This window comes from Klebsiella sp. P1CD1 (assembly GCF_003790505.1).
Classification (GTDB): Bacteria; Pseudomonadota; Gammaproteobacteria; order Enterobacterales; family Enterobacteriaceae; genus Klebsiella; species Klebsiella variicola.
The window spans coordinates 2,970,368-2,995,099 of the sequence record NZ_CP033631.1 but is presented as its reverse complement, the minus strand read 5'-3'; the positions used below and the strand labels follow the sequence as shown (position 1 = coordinate 2,995,099).

25 protein-coding genes are annotated in these 24,732 nt (G+C 61.5%); 12 read left to right on the top strand and 13 right to left on the bottom strand.

Going from position 1 to position 24,732, the window contains the following annotated elements; genetic code table 11:
- Positions 1–13 precede the first annotated feature (13 nt).
- Entirely contained in the window at positions 14–439 is a 426-nt protein-coding gene (locus DTA24_RS14970) for a VOC family protein (RefSeq protein ID WP_032733017.1), read from the bottom strand.
- A gap of 208 nt (positions 440–647) precedes the next feature.
- Between DTA24_RS14970 and DTA24_RS14960 the strand changes: the two genes are divergently transcribed.
- Positions 648–1,805 carry a YbfB/YjiJ family MFS transporter gene (locus DTA24_RS14960; RefSeq protein ID WP_008804936.1) on the top strand — a complete coding sequence of 386 codons (1,158 nt, stop codon included), beginning with the start codon at positions 648–650 and terminating at the stop codon, positions 1,803–1,805.
- Here the strand turns inward: DTA24_RS14960 and DTA24_RS14955 are convergent.
- Complete coding sequence (locus DTA24_RS14955; protein WP_023340121.1) at positions 1,802–2,647, bottom strand: LysR substrate-binding domain-containing protein; 846 nt, start codon at positions 2,645–2,647, stop codon at positions 1,802–1,804. The two genes, DTA24_RS14960 and DTA24_RS14955, sit on opposite strands and share 4 nt — an antisense overlap.
- 89 nt (positions 2,648–2,736) lie before the next feature.
- On the opposite strand from DTA24_RS14955, the gene DTA24_RS14950 reads away from it, so the two are divergent.
- Positions 2,737–3,795: an NAD(P)H-dependent flavin oxidoreductase gene (locus tag DTA24_RS14950; RefSeq protein ID WP_012968253.1), complete on the top strand. Its 1,059-nt coding sequence runs from the start codon at positions 2,737–2,739 to the stop codon at positions 3,793–3,795.
- Between the two features lie 10 nt (positions 3,796–3,805).
- Here the strand turns inward: DTA24_RS14950 and DTA24_RS14945 are convergent, their stop codons facing one another.
- Genes DTA24_RS14945 through DTA24_RS14930 form a run of 4 tightly spaced genes read right to left on the bottom strand, consistent with a single transcriptional unit; the run spans position 3,806 to position 7,108 of the window.
- Positions 3,806–4,465, bottom strand: coding sequence for a methionine ABC transporter permease (locus DTA24_RS14945; protein WP_004217626.1), 660 nt, complete (start codon positions 4,463–4,465; stop codon positions 3,806–3,808).
- On the bottom strand, positions 4,462–5,253 hold the full coding sequence (locus DTA24_RS14940) for a methionine ABC transporter ATP-binding protein (RefSeq protein WP_008804932.1): 792 nt from the start codon (positions 5,251–5,253) through the stop codon (positions 4,462–4,464). The genes DTA24_RS14945 and DTA24_RS14940 overlap by 4 nt, the downstream gene beginning before the upstream one ends.
- Positions 5,250–6,056: a MetQ/NlpA family ABC transporter substrate-binding protein gene (locus DTA24_RS14935; RefSeq protein ID WP_002904638.1), complete on the bottom strand. Its 807-nt coding sequence runs from the start codon at positions 6,054–6,056 to the stop codon at positions 5,250–5,252. The genes DTA24_RS14940 and DTA24_RS14935 overlap by 4 nt, the downstream gene beginning before the upstream one ends.
- Before the next feature lie 23 nt (positions 6,057–6,079).
- On the bottom strand, positions 6,080–7,108 hold the full coding sequence (locus tag DTA24_RS14930) for an isopenicillin N synthase family dioxygenase (protein WP_008804931.1): 1,029 nt from the start codon (positions 7,106–7,108) through the stop codon (positions 6,080–6,082).
- Positions 7,109–7,391: 283 nt separating this feature from the next.
- Between DTA24_RS14930 and DTA24_RS14925 the strand changes: the two genes are divergently transcribed.
- From DTA24_RS14925 to DTA24_RS14915, 3 genes are all read left to right on the top strand, one after another.
- The gene (locus DTA24_RS14925; protein ID WP_032739894.1) at positions 7,392–7,655 is read left to right on the top strand and encodes a VF530 family DNA-binding protein; all 264 of its coding nucleotides are present in this window, start codon (positions 7,392–7,394) and stop codon (positions 7,653–7,655) included.
- Positions 7,656–7,676: 21 nt separating this feature from the next.
- Entirely contained in the window at positions 7,677–7,988 is a 312-nt protein-coding gene (locus DTA24_RS14920; RefSeq protein ID WP_004205936.1) for a cupin domain-containing protein, read from the top strand.
- Between the two features lie 177 nt (positions 7,989–8,165).
- A complete protein-coding gene (locus DTA24_RS14915; protein WP_023297599.1) occupies positions 8,166–8,921 on the top strand; it encodes a VOC family protein in 756 nt (251 codons plus the stop codon).
- 9 nt (positions 8,922–8,930) lie between these two features.
- Here the strand turns inward: DTA24_RS14915 and DTA24_RS14910 are convergent, their stop codons facing one another.
- Positions 8,931–9,875, bottom strand: a complete 945-nt coding sequence (locus DTA24_RS14910; protein ID WP_008804928.1) for an AraC family transcriptional regulator — start codon at positions 9,873–9,875, stop codon at positions 8,931–8,933.
- A gap of 105 nt (positions 9,876–9,980) precedes the next feature.
- On the opposite strand from DTA24_RS14910, the gene DTA24_RS14905 reads away from it, so the two are divergent.
- Positions 9,981–11,219 carry an MFS transporter gene (locus tag DTA24_RS14905; protein WP_023340123.1) on the top strand — a complete coding sequence of 413 codons (1,239 nt, stop codon included), beginning with the start codon at positions 9,981–9,983 and terminating at the stop codon, positions 11,217–11,219.
- Here DTA24_RS14905 and hpxE read toward each other — a convergent pair.
- Positions 11,196–12,170 carry a molybdenum cofactor-independent xanthine hydroxylase subunit HpxE gene (hpxE, locus tag DTA24_RS14900; RefSeq protein ID WP_023340124.1) on the bottom strand — a complete coding sequence of 325 codons (975 nt, stop codon included), beginning with the start codon at positions 12,168–12,170 and terminating at the stop codon, positions 11,196–11,198. The two genes, DTA24_RS14905 and hpxE, sit on opposite strands and share 24 nt — an antisense overlap.
- A gap of 11 nt (positions 12,171–12,181) precedes the next feature.
- Positions 12,182–13,219, bottom strand: a complete 1,038-nt coding sequence (gene hpxD, locus DTA24_RS14895) for a molybdenum cofactor-independent xanthine hydroxylase subunit HpxD (protein WP_004148366.1) — start codon at positions 13,217–13,219, stop codon at positions 12,182–12,184.
- Positions 13,220–13,344: 125 nt separating this feature from the next.
- On the opposite strand from hpxD, the gene hpxR reads away from it, so the two are divergent.
- On the top strand, positions 13,345–14,268 hold the full coding sequence (gene hpxR / locus DTA24_RS14890) for a LysR family hpxDE operon transcriptional regulator HpxR (RefSeq protein ID WP_008804925.1): 924 nt from the start codon (positions 13,345–13,347) through the stop codon (positions 14,266–14,268).
- Here the strand turns inward: hpxR and hpxO are convergent.
- Complete coding sequence (gene hpxO / locus DTA24_RS14885) at positions 14,249–15,403, bottom strand: FAD-dependent urate hydroxylase HpxO (RefSeq protein ID WP_123836918.1); 1,155 nt, start codon at positions 15,401–15,403, stop codon at positions 14,249–14,251. The genes hpxR and hpxO overlap by 20 nt on opposite strands.
- Before the next feature lie 345 nt (positions 15,404–15,748).
- Here hpxO and DTA24_RS14880 point away from each other — a divergent pair, with 345 nt between their 5' ends.
- The 5 genes from DTA24_RS14880 to DTA24_RS14860 all read left to right on the top strand — a co-directional run bounded on the left by DTA24_RS14880 (position 15,749) and on the right by DTA24_RS14860 (position 19,782).
- Positions 15,749–17,128: a nucleobase:cation symporter-2 family protein gene (locus tag DTA24_RS14880; protein ID WP_023340125.1), complete on the top strand. Its 1,380-nt coding sequence runs from the start codon at positions 15,749–15,751 to the stop codon at positions 17,126–17,128.
- Positions 17,106–17,606 (top strand): 2-oxo-4-hydroxy-4-carboxy-5-ureidoimidazoline decarboxylase, encoded by a 501-nt coding sequence (uraD, locus tag DTA24_RS14875; RefSeq protein WP_008804922.1) that lies wholly within the window; start codon positions 17,106–17,108, stop codon positions 17,604–17,606. The genes DTA24_RS14880 and uraD overlap by 23 nt, the downstream gene beginning before the upstream one ends.
- Positions 17,603–17,929 (top strand): hydroxyisourate hydrolase, encoded by a 327-nt coding sequence (gene uraH, locus DTA24_RS14870; RefSeq protein ID WP_008804921.1) that lies wholly within the window; start codon positions 17,603–17,605, stop codon positions 17,927–17,929. Before uraD ends, uraH begins: the two co-directional genes overlap by 4 nt.
- 264 nt (positions 17,930–18,193) lie before the next feature.
- Positions 18,194–18,460, top strand: a complete 267-nt coding sequence (hipB, locus tag DTA24_RS14865; protein WP_008804920.1) for a type II toxin-antitoxin system antitoxin HipB — start codon at positions 18,194–18,196, stop codon at positions 18,458–18,460.
- Complete coding sequence (locus DTA24_RS14860) at positions 18,460–19,782, top strand: type II toxin-antitoxin system HipA family toxin (protein ID WP_008804919.1); 1,323 nt, start codon at positions 18,460–18,462, stop codon at positions 19,780–19,782. The genes hipB and DTA24_RS14860 overlap by 1 nt, the downstream gene beginning before the upstream one ends.
- A gap of 16 nt (positions 19,783–19,798) precedes the next feature.
- On the opposite strand, the gene DTA24_RS14855 is transcribed toward DTA24_RS14860, so the two are convergent.
- The 3 genes from DTA24_RS14855 to DTA24_RS14845 form a co-directional block, all read right to left on the bottom strand.
- The gene (locus DTA24_RS14855; protein WP_012968243.1) at positions 19,799–21,091 is read right to left on the bottom strand and encodes a glycoside hydrolase family 10 protein; all 1,293 of its coding nucleotides are present in this window, start codon (positions 21,089–21,091) and stop codon (positions 19,799–19,801) included.
- 132 nt (positions 21,092–21,223) lie between these two features.
- Positions 21,224–22,228, bottom strand: a complete 1,005-nt coding sequence (locus DTA24_RS14850; RefSeq protein ID WP_123836917.1) for a fimbrial protein — start codon at positions 22,226–22,228, stop codon at positions 21,224–21,226.
- A complete protein-coding gene (locus DTA24_RS14845) occupies positions 22,216–24,717 on the bottom strand; it encodes a fimbria/pilus outer membrane usher protein (protein WP_123836916.1) in 2,502 nt (833 codons plus the stop codon). The genes DTA24_RS14850 and DTA24_RS14845 overlap by 13 nt, the downstream gene beginning before the upstream one ends.
- Between the last annotated feature and the right edge of the window lie 15 nt (positions 24,718–24,732).

The window sequence follows — 24,732 nt, the reverse complement described above, 5'->3', positions numbered from 1 at the left end:
CATATAGGGGAAGTTATTGATTCTCCTCGTGATCGGAAGCGCTTCGTACTTCTCCCCAGGCGCGGTTTTGCAACACGGTGCGATAGCCGTCGCGGTCGACGAAAGTGATGCCATTGACCTCCCAGTAAGGGTTAAACGCCGTAACCCGCAGAAACCCGGCGGCGTCCATGGCGGCGCACTGTGCTTGCCATTCCGCCTGCTGTGGGTAATACAGCACCAGCAAATCTTCATCTCCTGGCGAGGGAGTGACGGGATGGTGGCGACAGTGGGTGAATTCCAGATGCCAGCCCGCGTCGGGCGCGCCGAGCATAATCCCGCTGAATCCTTCATGATCGGTAAAGCTGCCGAGTTGCTGAAGCCCCAGCCCGGCGCAATACATGCTGGCGGTGGCGTCTAGTTCACTGACCGGTCTGGCAATACGCATATGGCTGAACAACATAATGGCTCCCGTAAGCAAAAGCTCAAGTTGATACTGTACCGGTAAATCGGCCCGGCGTGTGTTAAGACGTGCCCGGGCGCCATTTTCTCTCTGTCAATACCATAGCGGATTAACGTCCGCCTTGCGCCGACATTCTCTCTTAATCATAATAAAAAAAGAATTATAAAATACTATTGTTCTTAATATGAGAATCATTGTGAGGTGGTGGATGAATAACAGATCGCGCCAGGCCATATGGCTGGCACTGGCTGGGTCGATAGTACTGATGATCGGCATGGGCTACGGGCGCTTTGCCTTCACCGGCGTGCTGCCGCTGATGCTTAATGAAGGTCTGTTGACCCTGCACCAGGGCAATCTCGCCGCGTCGGCCAATTACGCTGGTTATCTGGTCGGCGCGTTGCTGCTGGCGCGGGTACAGCCTGGGGCCGCCAGCCGACTGAGCATTATCTCCGCCGGGTTGACCATCGCCAGCCTGGCGCTGCTGGCCTGGGTGAGCTCGCCGTGGACCATTATTGCGCTGCGCGCCGTCGCCGGCGCGCTGAGCGCGATAACGCTGATTGCCGGTTCGCTGTGGCTGCTGGAACATATGGGCCATCATCACGGGGCGCCGTTGCTGTATGCCGGGGTGGGGCTGGGGATATTTATCTCTGCGGAGGGGATCGCCCTTGGACATGCCCTGAGCCTCACCAGCCAGCAGATCTGGCTGCTCTGCGCATTATGCGCCGGTCTGCTGCTGGCGCTGGCGATCCGTTGGCTGCTGACTCCGCCGGCTGCACTGGTGAGGGTTTCCCATGTTGAGACCTCCTTGCCTGAGGCCGGGAGCGATACGCGTCGCGCGGCGTGGCGACTATTGATGGTTTACGGCCTGGCGGGCTTCGGCTATATCATCACCGCCACTTATCTGCCGTTGTTTCTGTCCGGTTCGCTGCAGAGCGTTGACCCGGTCCATCTGTGGGCGCTGTTTGGTCTGGCGGCCGCGCCGTCCTGCCTTATCTGGCATAAGCTGGTGCTAAAGTGGGGGTACCGGCAGGCGCTGACCCGCAACCTGATCGTCCAGGCGCTTGGCGTGATCCTTCCAGCCTGCAGCGCTTCACTGCTGTTTTGCGTGCTAAGCGCGCTATTGGTGGGCTTTACCTTTATGGGCACCGTCACCATTGCGCTACCGAAGGCGAAAAGTCTCAGCCATCAGGTGAGCTTCAATATGATTGCCGCGATGACTGCACTGTACGGCGTGGGACAGATTGCCGGGCCGCTTATCGCCGGCGCGCTGTATCAGATCGCGGCTTCATTTAACCCGGCGCTCTATGCTGCGGCGCTGGCGCTGCTGATTGCCGCAGGGCTGGTCTTTACCGAACGCCGGGCTTAGCCAATCGCCACGCTTTGCAGCAGCTTGCGCCACTCGCTCAGAGCGGGGGCGTTCAAGCCGCTGCGCCAGATAAGCTGGGTGGTCGCCTCGCACAGCGGTTCGCTAAGGCAGTTTTCGGGAAGCGTCATCTGCGACAGCACGCTCTGCGGCAGCAGGCAGGCGTAGCGTCCGGAAGCCACGCAGGCGAGCATGCTGTGATAGGAGTTGACCTCATGCACCTCGACGGCCGCCTGCTGCTCCGCCAGCCAGCGTTCGCCCAGCGCGCGGTAGCTGCAGCCGCTGGCGAATGCCGCGAACCGCAGCGGGCCCGGGGTCTGCGGACGGACCAGCATCAGCGTTTCATAAAACACCGGGGTGCATGCCAGCTCGGCGGGACAGGCCGGTTGACCATCGGCCCCAGGCGGCAGGCAGACCAGCGCGGCATCGAGGGCGGCGGTTAACACTCCCTCGGTTAACTGGCGGGTCGGTTGGGTGATGAGGGTGATATCCACCTGCGGGCACCGTTGTTGAAAGCGGGTTAGCAGCGGCGGCAGCCGGCTGGCGGCGGTCGCCTCCATCGCGCCCAGACGCAGACTGCCGCCTGGGGTTGTCGGATGCAGAGCCTGCTTTGCCTCTTCCGCCAGGCTCAGGATCCGCCGGGCATAGCTGAGAAACTGTACGCCTGCCGGGGACAACACCATTTTTTTGTTGCCGCGAACGAAGAGCTCAACGGCAAGCTCCTCTTCCAGCTGCTGAATGCGGGTCGTGATATTGGACTGTGCGCGGCCCAGCCGTTTTGCTGCCTGGGTGACGCTCTGCGTTTCTGCCACCTGAATGAAGATCTCTAGTGTGCTGTGGTTCATATTTTTCTTCTCAATACGATAATGATGTTGATCTTACCATCTTTAAAGGAGATGGTAAGCCTCCGGCACCGCTAATGCATGAGGAAACCATGAGCAACCCGCTGCTTTCGCTTATTGATATTGATTATCCCCTGATTCAGGCCCCGATGGCGGGCGTCTCCACCCCCGCGCTGGCTGCCGCGGTAAGTCATGCCGGCGCGCTGGGCTCGCTGGGGCTGGGTGCTTCAACCGTTGCCCAGGCGGAAGCGATGATAGTCGCCACCCGCCAGCTGACGGACCGTCCGTTCAATGTCAATCTGTTCTGCCATGCGCCGCCCCGGCGCGACGCCCGGCGGGAAGCCGACTGGGCAACAACTTTACGACCCCATTTTGCCCGCTATGGCAGTACGCCACCGGATTCGTTAAGCGAGATCTACCAGACATTTATCGGTCATGCGCCGATGCTGGAGCTGCTTCTCGACCTGTCGCCGGCGGTGGTGAGTTTTCATTTTGGTCTTCCTGAACGTGAGACGATCCAGCGTCTGCGACAGCAGCGGATTGTCACCCTGGCGACGGCAACCTCGCTCCAGGAGGCGCTGCTGATTGAACAGCAGGGGATCGACGTAGTGGTCGCTCAGGGCTATGAGGCGGGCGGGCACCGGGGGATCTTTGCTCCGCAGGAGCCTGATGCCCAACTGAGCACCTTCACCCTGGTGCAACTTCTGCGGCGTCGGCTAACCATCCCGGTGGTAGCCGCCGGGGGCATCATGGACGGGGCGGGGATCACCAGCGTAATGCAGTTGGGGGCGCAGGGCGTTCAGCTCGGTACGGCGTTTTTACTGTGTCCGGAATCCGCCGCCGACGCCGGTTATCGCGCGGCGATCAACAACAGCATTGACGGACGTACGGTGCTGACCTCCGCGATATCCGGGCGTCCGGCACGCTGTCTGGCGAATGCCTTCTGTGCGCTGGGGGAAGCCTGTCCGGCGAGCGCCGTGCCGGATTATCCGCTGGCGTATGATATCGGCAAAGCGCTGGCCGCCGCCGCGAAAGCCCAGGGCGTTCATGAGTATGGCGCCCACTGGGCCGGGCAGGGTGTGGGGTTGATCCGCGAGTGTGACGCCGCCAGTCTGGTTCGTCAGCTGGCGGCAGAGTGCGGCTGGAACTAGTGTCTGACGGTTAGCGACGGTGGGCCAGGCTGCGCACCAGCCGATCGCCGGCCATTTGCACGCCCTGGACCATCGCCACCAGGATCAGCACCGTGCCAAACATGACTTCATTATTAAACCGCTGATAGCCGTAGCGGATGGCGAGGTCGCCGAGTCCACCGCCGCCGATCACACCGGCCATGGAGGAGAAACCAATCAGCATCACGATGGTCAGCGTGATCCCGGCCAGCAGCGTTGGCAGGGCTTCCGGCAGCAGGGATTTAAAAATCACGTGCCAGACGTTACCGCCCATCGACAGAATGGCTTCGATTCTCCCGTAGTCCACCTCGTCGAGCGCGTTTTCCGTCAGACGGGCAAAGAACGGAAAGGCGCCGATGGTCACCGGCACGATGGCGGCGGTGCTGCCCAGCGTGGTGCCGACGATCAGGCGGGTAAAGGGGATCAGGGCGATCAGCAGCACGATAAACGGCAGCGACCTGCCGATGTTGATCACCGCGCCTAACAGCGCGTTCAGTTTCGGCATCGGCGCCAGCCCGTTGGCGCGGGAAATAAATAACAGCACGCCGGTGGGCAGCCCGATCAGAACGGTAAACAGGGCCGCCAGGCCCACCATATAAAGCGTATCCAGCGTGCCGTCGAGTAATAACGGCCACAAATCTTCCCAGCTCATGCTACTCCGCATAATGGCCTCCCCTGAACGCCGTGACGGGTAAGAAAATCTTGTTCAGCCTGCGGGTCGTGCAGCAACGACTGGCGCAGCCGCGACCATGGGGTCACCAGCAGGTCGGCGAGTTTACCGCTCTCGACAATCTCGCCCTGTTCCAGCAGCGCCGCGTGGTCACAAATGGTTTTCACCACCTCCAGCTGGTGCGTAATCAACACGATGGTCAGATTGAGGCGCTGGTTAATATCCGCCAGCAGGGCCAGCACCGAGGCGGTGGTCTCGGGATCCAGCGCACTGGTCGCCTCATCGCACAGCAACACTTCCGGCCGGGCGGCCAGCGCCCGGGCGATGCCGACGCGCTGTTTTTGCCCACCGGAAAGCTGCGACGGGAAGGCGGCGGCCTTTTCGCTGAGATCCACCAGCTCCAGCAGTTCGCGCACCCTGGCCTCGCGAGCGGCCCTCGGCACTCCGGCAATCTCCAGCGGCACCGCGATGTTGTCAGCGACGGTGCGGGCATGCAGCAGATTGAAGTGCTGGAAAATCATCCCGGTGCGCAGGCGATAATCCCGCAGCGCCGCCTTGTTCAACTGGGTAATATCCTGTCCGTTCACCAGAATGCGGCCCGAGGTGGGCCGCTCCAGTAAATTGAGACAGCGGATGAGCGTACTTTTGCCGGCGCCACTGCGCCCGAGAATGCCGTATATTGCCCCTTTCGGTATCTGCAACGCGATATCGTTCAGCGCCGGTCGGCCGGTTCCGGCGTAGGTTTTGCTCAGCCCTTCGATGGTTATCATGACTGAGGGGCCACCGGGATCACCGAGCCGTTGTAGGTTTTACGGATAAACTCCGCCACCTGCGGTGACGTCAGATCTTTCGCCAGCGCCTTAATGCGCGGGTCATTCGCCAGGGCTGGGGTGGTCACCAGAATATTGGCGTACGGATTATGCTCGGCGCTTTCCAGCCCCAGGGCATCTTTCGCTGGCACCAGGCCGGCTTCCAGCGCGTAGTTACCGTTAATCACCGCCAGGTCGACATCGTCGAGGGAACGCGGGATCTGCGGTGATTCAATCTCCAGAATCTTCAGGTGTTTCGGGTTCTCGACAATATCCTTCGGCGTCGCCAGGGTGGTGGCCGGGTCGGTAAATTTGGGATCCAGCTTAATAAGCTTCTGCGCCTGCAGCAGGAACAGCGCCCGGCTCAGGTTGGTGGTGTTATTCGGCACCGCCACGGTGGCGTTTTCCGGCAGTGATGAGAAATCTTTATGCTTATGCGAGTAAATTCCCAGCGGCTCAATATGCACGGTGGCCGCGACGGCAAAGGTTTTACCCAGCGCTTTTTCCTGATCCTTCAGATAGGGAACATGCTGGAAGTAGTTGGCATCCACATCGCCACTGGCCAGCAGTTCATTGGCGTTGACCCCGCTGGTCAGCTCCACCACCTTCAGATCGAGGCTGGGATCGATTTTTTTGATGTAGTTGAGGATCTCCGCGTGGGGAACCGGGTCCGCGGCGACGCGCAGCGCGGCAGCCTGGGCAGACGTCCATGCCAGAGAAAGAGACAGTGCGACCCCTGCCAGTTTAAAAGCGGCATATTTCATGGTGTGTTCCTTTTTAGTTATGGTTAAACGATCAATTGCTCGGCGCGTTCGCGAAACACGTCCTGATAGTAGCGTTCCGCCACGTCCGGATGGGAACGCAGACGGCCCTTGAGATAATTCCAGCCGACATCGCGTAGCAGCGGATTGTGCGGGTCGCTGTCCGGACCTCGCGCTTCACGCGCCAGCTCGGGCGGCAGGGTGTAAACCGGCACCACCGCGTCAAGCTGGGCGCCGAGGAAGAAAGCGATGGAGAGGCGCTGCTGCTGCGCCGGCGGCGACACCACGCGATGGACGGTGGCGCGCAAATACCCGTTGGTCGCCAGCTCCAGCAGTTCGCCAATATTGACCACAAAGCTGCCGGCCAGCGGCACGGCGTCGATCCATTGTCCAGGCGCGACCTCTACCTGCAGTCCTTTCTGTTCGTCCTGCAGCAGGAAGCTGAGGAAACCGGAATCTTTATGGGCGCCGACGCCCTGGCTGCTTTGGGTCTCCTGCTGGCCGGGATAGCGGATCAGTTTGATATGCTCGTTGGGTTTCTCGCCGTAGAGCCGGTCAAAGGCATTCTCCGGGAGCTGCAGGGCTTCGGCAAAAGCGCGCAGCAGGCGGATGCCCACCTGGGTCATCTGCTGTTGCCAGTGAAGTAACACCGGTTTAAGCGACGGCAGGGCGGCAGGCCACAGATTCGGACCCTGCAGGCGCTGCCAGCGCGGGGCGTCGTCGCTGAGGGTCAGCGCCGGACGTTCGGCGCCGATATCAAACTGCTCTCGCCAGTCAGGCTGGCCGCGCGTCAGCTCTGAGGCCGCGCGGTTATAGCCGCGAAAATGGGGGGAGTGGATCATCGCCACCTGCTGTTTCTGCGCCTCATCGAGAGCAAAAAAGCGTTGAGACTGGCGCTGAACTTCATACTGAAGCGCGTCGTCGACACCGTGATTGATCAGATAGAAGAAGCCGATGTCGCGGGCGGCGTGACGCAGGTCGGCCAGAAAGGCCGCTTTATCCGCGGGGTCCGCGTAGCGGGCCAGGTCGAGAATCGGCAGGGTGGTCGCGTTCATTGTGTTCTCCGAAAACGGGGTAATAAGTTATGGGTTGATTCAGGTTCAGGGTTCGGGCACAACAGCAGCGCATGGTGATTTCCTCTGTCCGGGGCTGAACACAGCTTGCCTCAAGGCCAAATAAGCAACCAATAACGTTATTTTCTAATTTATGACCGCGCGGGGTTCAGTGCTTTTGCGTTAAATAGATATAGGCGCGAAGCGCGTAATGAAGCCGGTTGCGCCCGTCGGTCAGAGCCAGTAAGGTAGGCGCACTTTTTTAATGCGGAACGGACGTATCGTAATGTACAGCTCGAAAGATCCCCTGCACGGCGTGACGCTGGAAGCGCTGCTCAATGCCCTGGTGGCGCGCTATGGCTGGGCGGAAATGGCCCGCCAGGTCAACATTAACTGCTTTAAAAGCGATCCCAGCATTAAGTCCAGCCTCAAATTTCTCCGCCGGACGCCGTGGGCGCGCAAAGAGGTGGAGGCCATGTATCTCGCCTCCCTTGATGATGACGCGCCGGTGGAGAAAGCGGATCCCTGGGCAAACTGGCAGAAAAAATAACCCTTACCACAGGACACCATCATGCAGAGCTGGAGCAGTAAAGATTTCACCGCCGACCGCGCGTGGGGCGCGCTGGATATCGCCAATTTTTCCGGGACCACCGTGCGTCTGCACTGGACCGACCAACCCTATATCTGGCACATCAACGATGGTCAGGAGGTGTTTGCCGTGATGGATGGTCAGGTGGCGATGCATGTGAAAGTCGACGGCGAGGAGCAGGTCATCATGCTGAACGCCGGCGATATCTTCTACGCCGAAGTGGGATGCGAGCATGTCGCCCATCCGCAGGGGGCGGCGCGTATTCTGGTGATCGAGAAAGAAGGGTCGGTCTGATCCCTCCGGCGGGCGGTTCTTAGCCCGCCGTTTCATCACCGGTTAGACTCAACATACCGCGTTGATATAAATCACTTATCCAGCTTTCGATATATTTAATTCTTGTTTGCCATTCCCTTCACCCCAGCACTATCTTTTGCCGCAGGCGCCTGAACAGGCACAATCGCGGGAGAGATCATGGCAACCTTGCAGTGGGACCACGCAGTACAGTTTGTGAATCAGCCGGAAGCGGCCATTCAGACCTTTGCCGACCAGCAGCTGCGGGCGGTGGCCGGAGGGCGACATCCGGGGTGGGGAACCCGCAATGCGCTGAGCTATTTTGGCCTGACCTATATCGAATTCCTCGCCATTTCCGACCCGGACGAACTGCGCGCCGCGACGGACAGGTTCCTGCTTTCGCGGGATGCCGAGCGGTTGCTGCCGGAGAACGAAGCGCTGTTTCGGGTGGCGCTGCGCAGCGACGACATCGAGGCCACTCATGACCAGTTGCGTCGCAAGGGGTTGGCGGTATCACCGATTGTCGATGGTCAGCGCAACGATCCGCAGGGCAATATCATCCGCTGGCGGATCTTCACCATCGATGGCGACACTGACGGGCTGGTCTATCCATTTGTGCTGCAGTGGGGAGAAGACGATACCACCCGGCTGGCGCGGCTGCGCGCTCAGGAACTGGACGTGCCGCACCCGCTGGGCGACATTGCGCTTGAGCAGGCGGTGTTCGAGGTGGTCAATCCGCAGGCGGTACGCGATCGCTGGCAGGCGCTGCTGGGCTTCCCGCCACAGGGGGAGCAGGGACTGGACGTGGGCGGCCAGTGGTTTACTTTCCGCGAAGGACCCGCTAACCAGCTGACCGAACTGGTGTTTCGCGTCGCCAACCCGGCGCTTAAGGGGCAGCGCTTTCGCGTCGGCAACGGCGTGTATCGCTTTACATAAAAGCTGAATCTAGCGTGCTGTGGCGCGCAGGGCCCCCGGCGGCTGGCCGGTGATGCGTTTGAAGGCCCGGCTGAAGGCCGCCAGCGATTGATACCCGAGGCTGAAGGCGACCGTTTCCAGCGCCTGGCCTTCGTGGGTGATGTACTGCACCGCCAGCCGCATACGCAGCTCGGTCAGATAGCGGGCGGGGGTGGTGTCTGTCGCGGCGAGAAAACGTTCCGCGAACAGCGAGCGTGAAAGCCCCGCCTCCCGCGCCAGATCTTCCACTTTCCAGTTGACCCCCGGGCGCTGATGCATGGCATAGATCGCTTTTGCCAGCCGGGGATCGCGCAGGACCTGTACCCAACCGGTGGCGTTGCCACATCCGCACTCTACCCAGCCGCGGACAATCAGCGCGGCCACCACGTCCGCCAGCCGGGCGAGGATCCCGGCATAGCCTACCTGGCGGGTGAGGGATTCCCGCTCCATTGCTACCAACAGCGGCTGGATCTCCGGCCAGGTGTTTAGCAGGCTGCTGACCCGCATCACCTCGGGCATGGCCTTCACCAGCGGCTGCATGCCGCCGAGCTCAAAATCCATACAACCGCTGAAAATGACGGCGCGCTCCGGGCAGTCCGGGCGGCCGCCGGCGTTGATACAGCTTACCGTGCTGCACACCGTTTCGCTGGGCAGCTGGGCCACATTGACCACCGTGGCCTGCGGATCAGAAAGCAGGGCGTGCCCGTCGCCGTTGGGAATAAACAGTGCATCGCCGCTCTCGAGGGTGAACTGTTCTCCGCTGGCCATGCGCAGCAGCACCGGCCCGCGGCTGATGAAATGGAACTGGGCTTTACCCGCCACGGCGCTAAAGCCGACGCCGAACGGGCGTGCGGTTTCGATGCGCCGGTAGTTAACGCCGGAGAGGCGCATCCCGCGCAACAGTTCGCTGGTCAGGTCGATGCCAGGCTGGCTCATGGTAATTCCGGACGAATAATCAATAACTGAAGAGTATGCATCATATATCGTCCAAAGGTAAGGCCCTAAGATGACCAGGATGTTAATAAAACTGGAGAGATGTATATGAGTTCCTGCATAGCTGCTGACGCGAGCCTGTCACCCGCCAAACCTGCCTGGCGCGCCGTCTATGCCCTGGCCCTCGGGGTGTTCGGCCTGATCGTGGCCGAGTTTCTGCCCGCCAGCCTGTTAACGCCGATGGCCAGCAGCCTCGGGGTCAGTGAAGGGATGGCCGGACAGGCGGTCACCGCGACGGCGCTGGTGGCGTTAGTCACCGGCCTGCTGATCGCCACCGCCACCCGCAATATCGATCGCCGCTGGGTGCTGATGTTCTTTTCCGTGCTGCAGATAGTCTCCAGCCTGATGGTCGCTTTTGCCGATTCGCTGGCGTTTCTCCTGCTGGGCCGTCTGCTGCTGGGGGTCGCCATCGGCGGCTTCTGGGCGATGTCCACTGCCACGGCGATGCGTCTGGTGCCGGCGGCCCATGTGCCGAAGGCGCTGGCGATCATCTTTTCCGCGGTGTCTGTCGCTACGGTGGTAGCCGCGCCGCTCGGCAGCTATCTTGGCGAGCTGATCGGCTGGCGCAACGTATTTATTCTCTGTGCGATACCCAGCCTGCTGGCGCTGCTCTGGCAACTGTGGGTGCTGCCCTCCATGCGTCCGGAGAGCGTCGGGACCTTCTCCACGCTGTTCAGGGTGCTGCGCCGTCCCGGTATGCTGGGCGGCATGCTGGCGACAATCCTGATTTTTAGCGGCCATTTCGCCTTCTTTACCTACCTGCGGCCGTTCCTTGAGACCGTGGCGCAGGCCAGTGTCGAAGGGGTCTCGCTGATATTGCTCGGCTTCGGTATCGCTAACTTTATCGGCACCTCGGTGGCGAGCTATCTGCTGAGCCGTAGCCTGCGCCTGACCCTGGCGCTGGTGCCGTTGATGATGAGCGTTCTGGCGCTGCTGATGGTGACGTTTGGCCATCTGACCATGCTGGACGGGCTGCTGGTCGCCCTGTGGGGATTTGCCTTCGGTCTGGTGCCGGTGGCCTGGTCCACCTGGCTTGCCACCACCGTGCCGGATGAAGCAGAAAGCGCGGGCGGTCTGCTGGTCGCCTCTATTCAGCTGGCCATCAGCGCCGGGGCCGCCGGCGGCGGGGCGGTGTTTGATTTGCACGGCGCCAGCGGCGTCTTCACCGGCAGCGGTCTGCTGCTGTTGAGCGCGATGGTGATTGTTTTCGCCGCCGTGCGGGTGAAACCGGTCGCCAGCGCTGACCGGCCGGAGACGGGCCGCTTATCCCGCGAGATCGATAACTAAATTGGCCGACAGGCTGCGGGAGCAGCACAGCGCAATATGCTGCTCTGCGGCCTGTTTTTCCGCCTCCGACTGCACGGTATCCCGGTGGTCGACGGTTCCCTCCCGCACCGGCGTCAGGCAGGCGCCGCAGATCCCCATCTCGCAGGAGAGCGGCACCGCGACGCCATGCTCCTGTAGCACCTGGGCGATGGTTTTGTCCCCCGGGACCGGCCAGCGTTCCCCGGTGGAGGCGAGGGTGATGGTGAAGGTTCCGTCCGCCGCTGACGCTGCCGTCGGGGCGGGCGGCTGGAACGCTTCGCTGTGCAATTGCGCCTCCTCCCATCCGGCCGACCGCGCGGTATCGCGAACCCGGGCCATAAATCCGGGCGGACCGCAGAAGTAGACCCGGGTGTCGGCGTCCGGAGCCCCCAGATCCTGCGCCAGCCGCTGGCGCGGACTCTGCCCCTCGTCTGAGCAGTGGATCTGGCAGATTCCACCGGTTAGCTGGCGGGCGATCTCGGTGGCGAAGGCGGCCTCCTGCGCACGGCTAACGTAATAGTGCAGCGTAAAGCTGGCGCCGGACGCCGCCCGGGCGTGGGCCATCGCCAGCAGCGGCGTAATGCCGATCCCGGCGGCGAGAAGCACCACATGGCCGCCCTCGTGCAGCGGAAAGTGGTTGCGCGGGGCAGAGATCATCAGCGGTTGTCCCGGGCGCAGGGTGTCGTGGACATAGCCTGAGCCACCGCGGGACTGCGCCTCGCGGGCGATGCAGAGCAGATAGTGATCCCGTTCGGCCGGGCTGCCGGTCAGGGAGTACTGGCGGATCAGCCCGCAGGGAAGATGGAGATCGATATGGGCGCCGGGTGTCCACGCCGGCAGCGGTTGCCCCTCGGCGCTCACCAGACGAACGGCCAGATTTTTCGCGCCCTGACGCCACAGGCCATCGACCACCACGGGGAATATGTCGCGCATATGACCTCCACTCATACCAGAAAGAAATCGCCAAAACCCATTTTCTTCAGCCCGCGCCGGTAGGCGATGGAGCTACGGTCTGCCGGAATATGCGCCTCAAGGGTCAGATCCAGAGGCAGCCGCTCCGGACGCTGGGTTTCTACCATCAGGCGGTCCTCTTCGAACACCCGCAGGTTGAACGCATGTACGTCTTCCACCGGCACGTGCAGATCGAAATTGCGGGCAATAGGGGCAAACATCCGCGTCACCCGTGACGACACCGGCGAGGCGGCGTTCATGATCACCAGCCTGGCGTCGGCGGGAAAATGGATGGTCAGCGTAGCGGTGAACGGCAGATGCATTTCAAAGTGACGCAGCCACTGGAACCCTTCCGGCGCGCGGAAATCGGAGCTGGCCGGGTAATTGCCCACCGAGCTCCAGTAGTCGGCAACAAAGCCGAACGGCGTCTCCTGCGGGGTGTAGTCCGGCACCTGCTGGTTGTCCGGATCGGCGAAGGTGTCGGTGTGGATCCACGCGAAGTGGGCGACATCGAGAAAGCCTTCGACCTGGCGGCCGGCAAATCCCTTCACCTCGAAGGCCGGGCAGTTGATTTGCTGAAATCCCGCGTCGTCCCAGTGCGGCATGGTCGGTAACGGCGGCGGATTGTCCGGATCGCAGGCCAGGCAGGTCCAGATCAGCCCGTAGCGCTCCTCCACGGCGAAGCTGGTGAGATGCAGTTTGGCCGGAATGGGTTGCCCCGGACTGGAGGGGATACGGTTGCAGCGGCCATCCTCGCCAAAGCGCAGGCCATGATAGGGGCAGACGATACCTTCCTCTTCATGAAACCCCAGGGTCAGCGGCACCCCGCGGTGCGGGCAGACGTCGCGGGCGACCACCACCTGGCCTTTAATACGGTAGATAACCAGCTGTTCGTCCAGCAGGGTGGCTTTCACCGGGGCGCCGGTAATATCGCAGGCGCGGGCCACCGGGTGCCAGCAGCGGGCCAGCCGCAGCCAGTCCTCTGGATCAAAGGTGCAATGGGCGGGGGGCGTGGGGGTGATTGTCTTCATGATTTCTCTTCCTGCTCACATCGGTGATTGTTTTATTGTTGTGAGATTATTGTTGTCATATTAGGGTGTTCACATCCATCACCATTAATTCACTCTGCTGTTGCAAAAAAGAGTACAGGGGTGCCATGAGTCCTTTTTCCCGTTTCGCCCACTATTTTATCGCCGTGGCCCGCTGCGGCAGCTTGCGCCGGGCCGCCGAGCAGCTGCATATCTCCGCCTCGGCAATTAACCGCCAGATCCTGCAGGCCGAGGAGGCCTTCGGTACCCCGCTGTTCGAGCGCCTGCCGGAGGGACTGCGGATGACCACCGCCGGTGAACTGCTGTATGACAATCTGCTGCGCTGGCAAAAGGAGTTTCGCCAGACCCGGCAGAAATTTGATGAGCTGCAGGGGATGAAGCGCGGGAGCGTCAGCGTTGGGATGGTGCAGGCGCTGGCGGAAGGGGGCTTCGCCGCCGCGCTGGCGGAGATCATCGCCAGCTGGCCGTGGCTGGAACTGGATCTGCAGGTGGCCGACAGCCACACCGTCAGCCAGAAAGTGCGTCAGGCGGACCTGGACGTCGGCCTGATCCTCGATCCGCAGGGGCAGGCCGGACTCAGCGTGCTGGCCTTTGCCGAACTGGAGGTGGGGATTGTGATGCGCCCGGACCACCCCCTGGCGGGGGCGAAAGCGCTGTCATTGGGCGAGCTCAGCCTGGAGCGGCATATCGTGCCCGGCGCGCCGCTGATCGTCCATGAGCGGGTGGCGCTCCTCTATCGCCACCATGACTTTGCGCCGGAGAATACCATCAGCTGCAATGATATCCGGCTCATCAAGTCGCTGGTGCTGCGCGGCAGCGGCGTGACGCTCCTCAGCCTGCTCGACGTGCTGGACGAAGTCCAGCGCGGACAGCTGGCCTTTATCCCGCTGCGCAGTACGCTGCTGCGACCGCTGACCCTGGCGTTGTGCACCGCGCCCTCGCGTCAGCTTTCGCGGCCCGCGCAAATGGCCATTCAGACGCTGAGTGCGGTGATTGAATCCATGGCGACGGTCAGCCCAGCGGCCCGCTGAGGATGGTGTCGCACATGCCGTTGATAATGCGCTCCCCGGTCTCCTCGCGCAGCTCCTGGTACCAGGCTTCGGTGAGCTGCATATCCTTCCCGTGGGTAATATCGCAGCGCTTGCGCGCCTTCAGCACCAGGTCACGAACCCGGTCGCAGCGCTGGGCCTCGTACTCGCGCAGCGCGGCCGCAATATCGTGGGTCTGGCGGAAAACGGCGCCCAGCACCACCGCATCTTCCATCGCCGCGCAGCCTCCCTGGCCAATATCCGGGGTGGTGCTGTGTCCGGCGTCGCCGAGCAGCGCGACGCGGCCGCGCACCAGGCGGCTGAACGGCTCGATATCATGGATTTCAATACGGTTGGTGGTCTGCGGGTCGAGGGTGGCGATAAGCTGCTGCACCGGCGGCGCCCAGCCGGCAAAATAGCGGCTGAGGTCGGCGCGCAGAGTGTCGCGATCCTCCGCCAGACCCGCCGGCAGCGGCACATCAAAGAAAAAATAGAACCGGCCGGCGGAGACCGGCATCAGCGAGACGCGCTTGCCTTCGCCGACAAAGGTGGTCCACTGGTCGCCGGGCGCCAGCGCTTCATCTATTTCCACCAGACCGTTCCAGTTGACGTACCCGGCGTAGCGGCGCTGCGGGGTAAAGCCCAGCACCCACGGACGCAGTGCGGAATGGCTGCCGTCGGCGGCAATCAGCAGATCGCCGCTGGCGCTGCTGCCATCGGTAAACCACACCTTCACGCCGTCGGCATCTTCCTCACAGCGGGTGACGCGTTTGCCGAACTGCACGCTTTCCCGTCCCCAGAAATCCAGCATTTCCCGCTGCAGCTCTGCCCGGGAGACCGGGCAGGGGCGGCTGCCGGTGCGTTCGATCAGCGGGGCGAGACTGAACTGGGTCATGTTCTCGCCGCTGCGGAAATCACGATACGCCATCCGGCGCAGCGGCCCGCCGAAAGTCTCCATGATGTCACCCATGCCGAGGTGGGCCATGCACTTCACGCCGTTGGGCCACACGGAAATCGCCGCGCCGACCGGTTTGATCTCTTTCACCGCTTCATAGACGTCGCAGTCGATCCCCGACTGTTTGAGCGCCACTGCCGCACTTAAGCCGCCGATGCCGGCCCCAATCACGATTGCTTTCATTTTTTTCTCCTTCTCCCGATGTTGTGACTGACTACAGCAATTTGCGTACCAGTTCGCCGGAGGGAGGAAAACCGCCTGCCAGAGGCACAGAGACAGGTCATGACGCACCGCATCGGTGCAATGTGAGGTATTGGTTGCCTTTTTATGAATCAAAAGTTTCTCAATGTCGCATTGAGAATCTATCGTTTCATCACTCTGGTTCAGCATCGGTGGGGAGGTATAGGTAAATAGAGTAATTTAAGTTAATGATTTTGCAGCATTAATGAAATTTTCTGGTCGCTTTTGTCGTCTCTGGCCTGCTTTGTGCACTAGCCCATGCACTTCTCTTTGCTATGGGATTACACCATGTCTGACGAACATTACAGTGGCTTGCTTTACGGCCTTGAACAGCGGATCCCACCGCTTCCAGCCTTTTTCAGCGCTCTCCAGCATGTGCTGGCGGGCCTGGTGGGGATCATCACGCCGCCGCTGATCATCGGCGCTACCCTCGGGCTTGGCGACTGGCTGCCGTATCTCATCAGTATGTCGCTGCTGGCCTCGGGCATTGGCACCTTTCTGCAGTCCAATCGGGTATGGGGCGTTGGCGCCGGGATGATCTGCATGCAGGGCACCAGCTTCGCCTTCCTCGGCGTGACGGTGGCCGGAGGGATGTGGGTAAAAGCGCAGGGCGGCGGGCCGCAGGATATGATGGCGATGCTGTTTGGCGTTAACTTTGTCGCCGCTCTGGTGCCGGTGATTGTCAGCCGTTTTATTGAGCCGCTGAAGAAAATCTTTACCCCTATTATTACCGGCAGCGTGATTGCGCTGATCGGCATCAGCCTGATCAAGGTCAGCGTCATCAACTGGTGCGGTGGGGAAAAGGCCGAGGATTTCGCCAGCATGAGCAATATCGCGCTCGGGGCGGGCACCCTCGGGGTTATCGTCCTGCTGAGCTGCGCCAAAAACCGCTGGCTGCGGCTCTCCTCGGTGGTGGTGGGCATTGCCGTGGGCTGCGTCGCGGCAGGGCTGAGCGGTCAGTTCCATCTTCACCCCCTGGGCGACACTCTGTTTCGCCTGCCGACGCTGTTTCCGTTCGGCTTTCAGTTTAACAGCGCGATATTTCTTCCGGTCGCCCTGGTGTCGCTGGTTTGTATTCTGGAGGCGGTGGGCGATCTGACAGCCAACTCGCTGATTTCGCAACAGTCTATTGATGATCACGCTTTTCGTAACCGGCTGAAGGGCGGTATCCTGGCGGACGGTGTCAGCTGTATGGTGGCCGCCATGCTCTGTGCTTTTCCGAACACCACCTTCGCGCAGAACAACGGCGTGATCCAGATGACCGGGGTGGCCAGCCGCTATGTCGGACGCTACATTGGCGTGATTCTGATCCTGCTTGGACTGTTTCCCCCGGTGGGCGAACTGCTGCGGCAGATCCCGGCGCCGGTGCTGGGGGGCGCCACGATGGTGATGTTTGGCTGTGTAGTGGCGGCCGGGATCCGGATTATTACCCAGACCCCGCTGAGCCGTCGCGATGTGCTGATTGTGGGGCTGGCGTTTGGTGCTGGCCTTGGCGTGGAGTCAGTGCCGGCGTTTCTCAGCCATTTTCCGCCGATGGTCGGCGATCTGTTCGGTTCGGCGGCCACCAGCGGTGGGCTGGTAGCGATAGCGCTGAACCTTATTCTGCCGCAGGAGCAGGCGGCGACGAAAACGATAAGGAGTCAGGATGATCGCGCTGAGTCAGTTTAACGGCCTGAGTAAAGATGAGGCAGTGGGGCTGCTGGCCCCCTGCGTGGCGATCCCGGCCTGGGGCGAGACGCTGGTGAACTTGCGACCTTTTGCCAGCCGTCATGCGCTACTGCAGACTGCCCGTGAGGCGATGGATTACTGGGGAGAGGACGAGCTGAACGCGGCGCTCAGCGCCCATCCACGGATCGGTGAAAAGCCGACCGGCGGCCAGGCGCACGCGGCGCTGTCGCGCCAGGAGCAGTCGGCGGTGGACAGCGAGAATGAGCGGCTCGCGCAGGCCCTGCAGGAGGGCAATGCCCGCTACGAGGCCCGTTTTGGCCGGGTGTTTTTAATCCGCGCCAAAGGGCGCAGCGGCGAAGCGATTTTACAGGCGCTGACGCGCCGACTGCAGCATACCGCCGACGAAGAAGTGACTGAGGCGCTTGCCCAGCTGCGAGAGATTACGATGTTAAGACTGGAAGGAGTGATTGGCGAATGAGTACCCTGAGCACCCATATTCTGGATATTTCCACCGGCAGGCCGGCGGAAGGCGTGACGGTCAGCCTGAGTCGGGAGGGCGAGACGCTGGTGACCCTGGTGACCAACGCCCAGGGGCGTATCGCCACCTTTAGCGCCGCACCGCTGCCGGCGGGGAGCTATTGCTTAACGGCGGAAACCGGGGCGTGGTTTGCCCGCGCCGGGCGGGAGAGCGTCTTTACCCGGGCGCAGATTGATTTTGTTATCGGCGAGGCGGCAGATGACCATTTCCATCTGCCGTTTCTCATCGCCCCGGGCGGGTGGTCGACCTACCGCGGCAGCTAAACCCGGCTGCCGATGCCGGGCGGCGCTGCGTTTGCCCGGCCTGGATCGTTACGGCGCGGGCAGAGACAGCTCGTAGGCCCGGTAAGGCGCAGCCGTCACCGGGCATGTAAAGGTGTCTCTGGCCACCATCCTTCCTGTTTTATCCCCACTCAAGGATAATTACCCACCTATCCCCACCAGGGTATAATCTTGACATTATCCCCTGCGGGGTATAAAACCAAATTTATCCCGATAGGGGGATAAATGATGGTGAGGAACAAGGCGATGAATTCCCCGCAGATATACAGTCCCGTGCAGCTGGCCAATTATCTGAAGCTGCTGCGCCAGCAGAACCACTGGACCCAGGATGCGCTGGCCAGGCGGATCGGCATTAAGCAGGCCACACTGTCCAATTTTGAAAATCACCCCGACAAAACCACCTTAACCACGCTGTTTAAGATCCTCCAGTCGCTAGGGGTGGTGATGACGCTGAACGCCAAAGCCACAGAGACGGCGCCGGCTCCCGATAACAACACGGACCTTGACTGGTAATGGCGACGCTTACCACCTGGATGAACAATGTGCGCGTGGGCACCTTAACCCGCCAGGCTAACGGGGCGCACAGTTTTCGCTATGACGAAGAGTGGCTGCGCAGCCCGCGCGCCAGACCGCTCTCCCTCTCGCTGCCGCTGCAGTATGGCAATATCACCGCCGACGCGGTGTATCACTATTTTGATAACCTGCTACCCGACAGCCCGCAGGTCCGCGATCGGATCGTCAGGCGCTATCAGGCGCGCTCGAAGCAGCCGTTCGATCTGCTGGCCGAAGTGGGACGGGATAGCGTAGGGGCGGTGACTCTGCTACCGCCGGGGGAAGAGGCGCACCTCGAGGGGTTGCGCTGGCAGACGCTGGACGAGGCGCAGCTCACCGCTTTGCTGACCGCCTACCAGTCGGATATCCCTCTCGGGATGATTACCGGCCAGGATGATTTCCGTATCTCGGTGGCCGGCGCCCAGGAGAAAACGGCGCTGCTGCGGATGGGCGGGCACTGGTGTATTCCGCAGGGCACCACGCCGACCACGCATATCATTAAACTGCCCATCGGCGAGATAAAGCAGCCTAATGCGACGCTGGATCTGCGTGAAAGCGTGGATAACGAGTTTCTGTGCCTGGCGCTGGCCAGGGAACTGGGCCTGGCGGTGCCGGAGGCAGAGATTATCACCACGCCGCGGATCCGCGCGCTGGCGGTGACCCGCTTTGACCGGCGCTGGGCGCAGGAGGGACGGGTGCTGCTGCGTCTGCCGCAGGAGGATCTGTGTCAGGCCTTTGGCATCCCGTCGTCGATGAAATATGAATCTGACGGCGGGCCGGGTATTGCGGCAATCATGGCCTTTCTGCTGGGCTCCAGTGAAGCCCTGAAAGATCGCGCAGACTTTATGAAATTCATGGTTTTTCAGTGGCTGGTTGGGGCAACGGACGGGCATGCGAAGAACTTCTCGCTCTTTTTGCTGCCCGGCGGCAGCTACCGTCTAACGCCGTTCTACGACATCATTTCGGCGTTTCCGGTGCTGGGCGGCACGGGACTGCATCTGCGCGACCTGAAGCTGTCGATGGGGCTCAATGCCACAAAAGGGCGGAAAACGGAGATTAACGCCATCTATCCGCGTCATTTTCTGGCAACCGCCAAAGCGGTGAACTTTCCTGGGGAGCAGATGCTGGCGATCCTCCAGGAGTTTGCCGGGCATGTGCCGCAGGCTATCGAAAGCGCTCGCCGGACGCTGCCGGCGGACTTTTCCACCCACGTCTGGCGGGCCATTACGGAGAATATGCTGAAGCTGCACGCCCGCCTGCAGCAAGGGCTACAGGCGTTATAGCGAAGCCGGCTGGCGGTTAGCTCTGCGGTTGCCCCCAGCGGCTGCGCAGATAGTTGACCGCCTGCCGGGTTTGCGGCTGATTGAGATTGTTTTCGCGGAACAGGATCGTGCCCTGGATCTGCGGCAGAGTTTCATTGAGGTCGAGCTGCTTTTTCAGCTCCGGCACGCCGCCATCCACCGTCCAGTCAGGCTCATTTTTGGACGGCTCACCCACTTTGTACAGCGCCACGCCGATATACAGCCGGGTATGCGTCGGCTTAACCACCTCGGCCCACCAGTTGGCCAGCACATCATAGCGCGCGGCATCGCGGGCAAACGGCCAGTAGATCTGCGGCGCGATGTAGTCGAGCAGTCCCTGCTGCACCCAGCTGCGGGTATCGGCATAGGACTCATCATAGGCGGCCGCGCCACGGGTATCGGACCCCGCCGGATCGTGCGAGCGGTTGCGCCACACCCCGGCCGGGCTCACGCCAAACTCGACGTTCGGATTGAGCTTTTTGATAGTAGTGGAAACCTGGGCTATGAGCTGCTGGGTGTTATGCCGGCGCCAGTCGCCCTTCGAGGCGTAACCCTGTCCGTAACGGCGGAAGGTTTCATTGTCGTTAAGCGGGGAAGAGGCGGTTTCGGTGTAGAAATAGTCGTCGAACTGCACGCCGTCAATCGGGTAGTTCTGCACCACTTCAGCGACGATGCTAGTGATCCAGTCCCGTGCTTCGGGAATGCCCGGGTCGAGGACAAAGCGATCGCTGGCGGTGCGGATCCAGTTACGGTGCAGGACGAACACGCTGGCCGGCACCTGCGTGAGGGTGTTATTCAGCTCGGCAACGGTCGACGGTTTGGTGTTAACTGAGACACGATAGGGGTTAAACCATGCGTGAACCTTCATACCGCGCTTGTGCGCTTCATCCAGCATAAACTGCAGCGGATCGTAGCCGGGGTATTCGCCGATTTTGCCGGTCAGCATATCGGACCACGGCAGAATGTCCGACCGCCAGAGCGCCGTGCCGTCGGGTTTCACCTGGAAAAAGACGGTGTTGATACCCAGGCGCTGCAGGTTATCGAGTTTGGCGATCAGCGCCAGCTTCTGCTGCGTGATGCGGCTTTCCGGCGTGCTGGCGATAATCGACCCGACCGGCGGCCAGTCAAGGCGCGACACGGTTGTGAGCCACACGCCGCGTACCGGCTCCCGGTGCGTCTGGCTGGCTTTGACGGCGGTAGTGTTCGGTGTCGTGACAAGGGATTTAGGGGCCTTACTGGTGCAGCTGAACAGCATGCCCACGGCAATGACGGCCGCACCGGCCAGCGCCACTTTGCTGGCTAAGGGGAATCGACGAGAATGGCTGATGATGAACTCCCGTGTAATCAGATCGTCGCGTGTAGCGGCTATTCTCTTACGATTCGTGGGTCAGAGCAATTCCTTCATCCGTCGGTTCTCCATCGCCTAGTCATAATGTAAGGTATAGGTCGCGACGGCCGACACCTGACCGGCGGTGATCCGGGGACGGGTCTGGTAGTAGCGGGCCGTGAGCGGCAGGATAAACCGGCCCGCACTCGCGCTGCCCAGCGTCATCTCATGATTCAGGGAAACCGGCTGGCGATGGTAAAGCAGTTGCACACCAATACCCTGCGCCCGATCGTCCGTGGCGTCATTGCGCAGAACGCCATGCCCCCGGGCGGTGAGGGGCTCCGCGCCGTCAACACGCAGGGAAATAGTCACAGCGCTGTTGCAATCCAGTTGCAGCGCGAAAGGCGTGTCGCCGGTGGTTTTGCCGACGCCGCCGAAGTGGTCAAGCATCGCGGCGGGCAGCTTAATCAGCGCTGGCGTGGCGTCATTCACGGAACATCCCGCGGTGTTGACCCTGCCGCTTAAGTCTAACGCGGCCAGCGGGGTATGCTCTGCCATTAAAAAGTGCTCGCTGTGATACTCAAGCTCGCCCGGTGTCGCCGCGGGACCGGTTTTAATAAGCTCAATCGTCAGGCGGAAATAGCCCAGTTTCCACACCGCATCAGGCAATATGGCCGGATTGTTCACCCGTTGGCTAAACGGCGAGGGCGTCGGCCGGTCAGGAAAACCGCCATAGCCGCCGATAGCGCGCAGCGATACGCGAACGCCAATGCCGGCGAGATTGGTTTGATAAACCGTCGGTCGCGTCGCTCCCCCGGACAGCAAACTGTTCAGCTGTAGCGGCGACGGCCCACGCGGGTCGTCCGCACAGCGGATCCACTGTTCGCCGCCGTCGCTAAGGCGATTCCAGGCGAAACTTTTGTGATACAGCGGGGTGCCCGGTCTGGCGTCAGCCGGAACGGTGAGTTGACCTACGTTCAGCCGAAGGGTGGTGGCCTGGCCGCGGACAAACACCGGCGTACAGGCCCATCCGCTGGCGGGGGGTAACAGGGCGAGTAACAGCGTCAGGGTGGCCCGACGCAGGAGAGTTAAAAAGGACATGTTAACGTCTGCTGTAAAATGAGTGGATGGGGTGTCTGCGCCAGCGTCGGGGTGAGATCGTAGCGGGCAGTACAGTGCTGCTGAGGGCCTGGCCCCCATTGTGCATACAGGGTGCCTTTCGGCGCCAGGCCGGCGAGGTACACCTGACCCTCGCTGGCAACGATGCTGCTGGTGTCTTTGGCGTGCACTTCGCTGCCAAAGGGCAGCGGTTGTCCCTGCGACTGCAGCGTAAACAGCGCCTTATAACCAACGTGGGTGTGAAAATGCGCCAGCACCACCGCGTCCTTAGTGGGAACCCGCGTCACGGTGCTGTTGGCCAGATCCACATTCTCCGGCAGCGAGTGGCTGTCGAGGGCGACGTCGTTGCGGTGATAGGCGGTAGCGAAGGGCAGCACGGCATATCCATCGCGATTGGTGGCGATGGTTCTCTGGTTGGCGAGGGTCACACCGCCGGCGCCACCGGCGTCAATCAGAACGACAGCGCCATTCATTTCCGGCGTAAAGACCACCCCGTGGCGGTGAATCAGGATACCTCCGCTGGCGCCGTAGTTCAGGCGAGTGGCCTGTGAGTCACGGCTGTAGCCGAGATTCAGATCGCCTCTTCCACTGCTGTAGCTGGCCGTCAGGCTGCCGCTGTGCCCGTTTTGCTGATCGAGGGTTTGGCTGACGGCGTAGCTGAGCGCGTGATTATCCAGCATGGTGCCATTGAGACTGACCATCTGACTGTCGGCGCTGTGGCGGGAGGAGGTCAGGGTATAGCCGGCATAGCTCCCCGGTAGCAGGTGGCTCAGCGCTACTGAAAGTGACAATGTCACCACTTTATCGGAGTGCGGCACGTCATTCTCCTCGTCACCGTCGCTACTGTGCGCATCGCTGTAGCTGAGCGACCACGCGATACCGTGAACCTGGCTGCTGATCCCCATATTGGCGGTACGCTGTGTGGCGCCCCCTGACCAGTAGCTGTCCTGGTCGAGACTCAGATAGAGGGTGATATCGTACGGCAGGCTCTGGCTGGCGGTGATTTGCAGGGTCGTTTTTTTGTTGTCGTTATCCCGCGAGTCGTCGTCGGGATCCGGGCTGGAATACGCCTCGCTCAGCGTGGCATAGCGCTGATGCGAATAACGCCAGCCGGTGAAGGTGAATTGCGTGCCAAGACGATCAAAACCTTTGCTGTACTGGAGCTGCCAGGCCCGGCCATCGATCGGATCCTGCTGGTGCTGGTCGCAGGCGTTTAACAGCTGCAGCGAGAGCGCCCCGGCATCACCCAGCCCCTGTCCCGCGCCGAACGAGAGGTTATGATATTGCGCCGCGCTCTGCAGTCCGCCAAACAGCGTCAGGTTGTGGGCGAACCCGCGCATCAGCGACAACTGCATCATCAGCGGCCGCTGGCTGGCATCGTCGCTATGATAGCGCCCGGCGACCAGGTTGTATTTCAGGCTGCCTTCGCGTTGCATGCTGGTGACCGATGCATACGGCTGGGTGAAGCGGCGGATTTCGCCATCCGACTCTTTGACGGCAACCTCAAGATTGCCGCTACTGGCGGTGGGATAAAGATCGTCAATCACGAACGCGCCAGGGGTGACGTAGGTTTGATACAGCACGTAGCCATTTTGCCGAACCGTGACCTGGGCGTTGGTTCTGGCTATCCCACGGATGGTCGGGGCAAAACCTTTCTGCGAGTCCGGGAGCATCGCATCACTGGAGGCGAGGGCAATTCCCTGAAACTGTACCGCGTCGAACACATCGCCCGACGTGAAGGTATCCCCGAGCGTCAGTTCACTCCGCCAGCGCGTCAGATCGCGCTCAAGCCAGGCGCCGCTGGTGGTCCAGTGGGGCTTATCGTCGCTGTTGGCGGTCAGGCTGTTGCTGGCGCGCAGGCGCCAGGCGCCGGCGTTCACGCCACTTTTCAACATCAGATAGTTATCGCGCTCAGTGTTGCCCTCGCGGGTACGCTGGCTGGCGCCTGAATAGCGGTAATTGCTCTGAAAGGCGCTGATACCTTCATCCCACAGCGCAGAAGGAACATTATCCCTCGCCTGGCGCGTCATCAGCGCCTGGGGAAGGGTCATTGCCAGCCGCTGATGGGCAAAATCGAAATTGACCGTACTGCCCGGCAACAGCGTGGCGAGTTCGGGACATGAGCGGGAGGTTGCGCCGGACGCCTGGGATAGCACGGCCGGATTAACACCGCCCTGCAGCAGATCTTCCGGCTTAAGGCAGGGCGTCAGCTGCCCGCGGTCATTCTGGCGAAACGTGATGATCTTACGGGCATCCAGGGTGACGCCGTTGACCTGCCAGCTGACCGGATAGTCGCCAGGCGGCTGGCTCGTTTGCTGATTGAAGCGCTGCAGATCCACCGCCGGCAAATGGTCGTTTTTTTCCAGCAGATCCATATTAAAGGTCGCCTGGGCGTGCAAGGGCGCGCTCTGTCCGCCCAGCAGGATGGAGAGGCTGACGACGGTAACGGTATGAGCCGGGCCGTGGCGCATCGCGACATCAGGCTT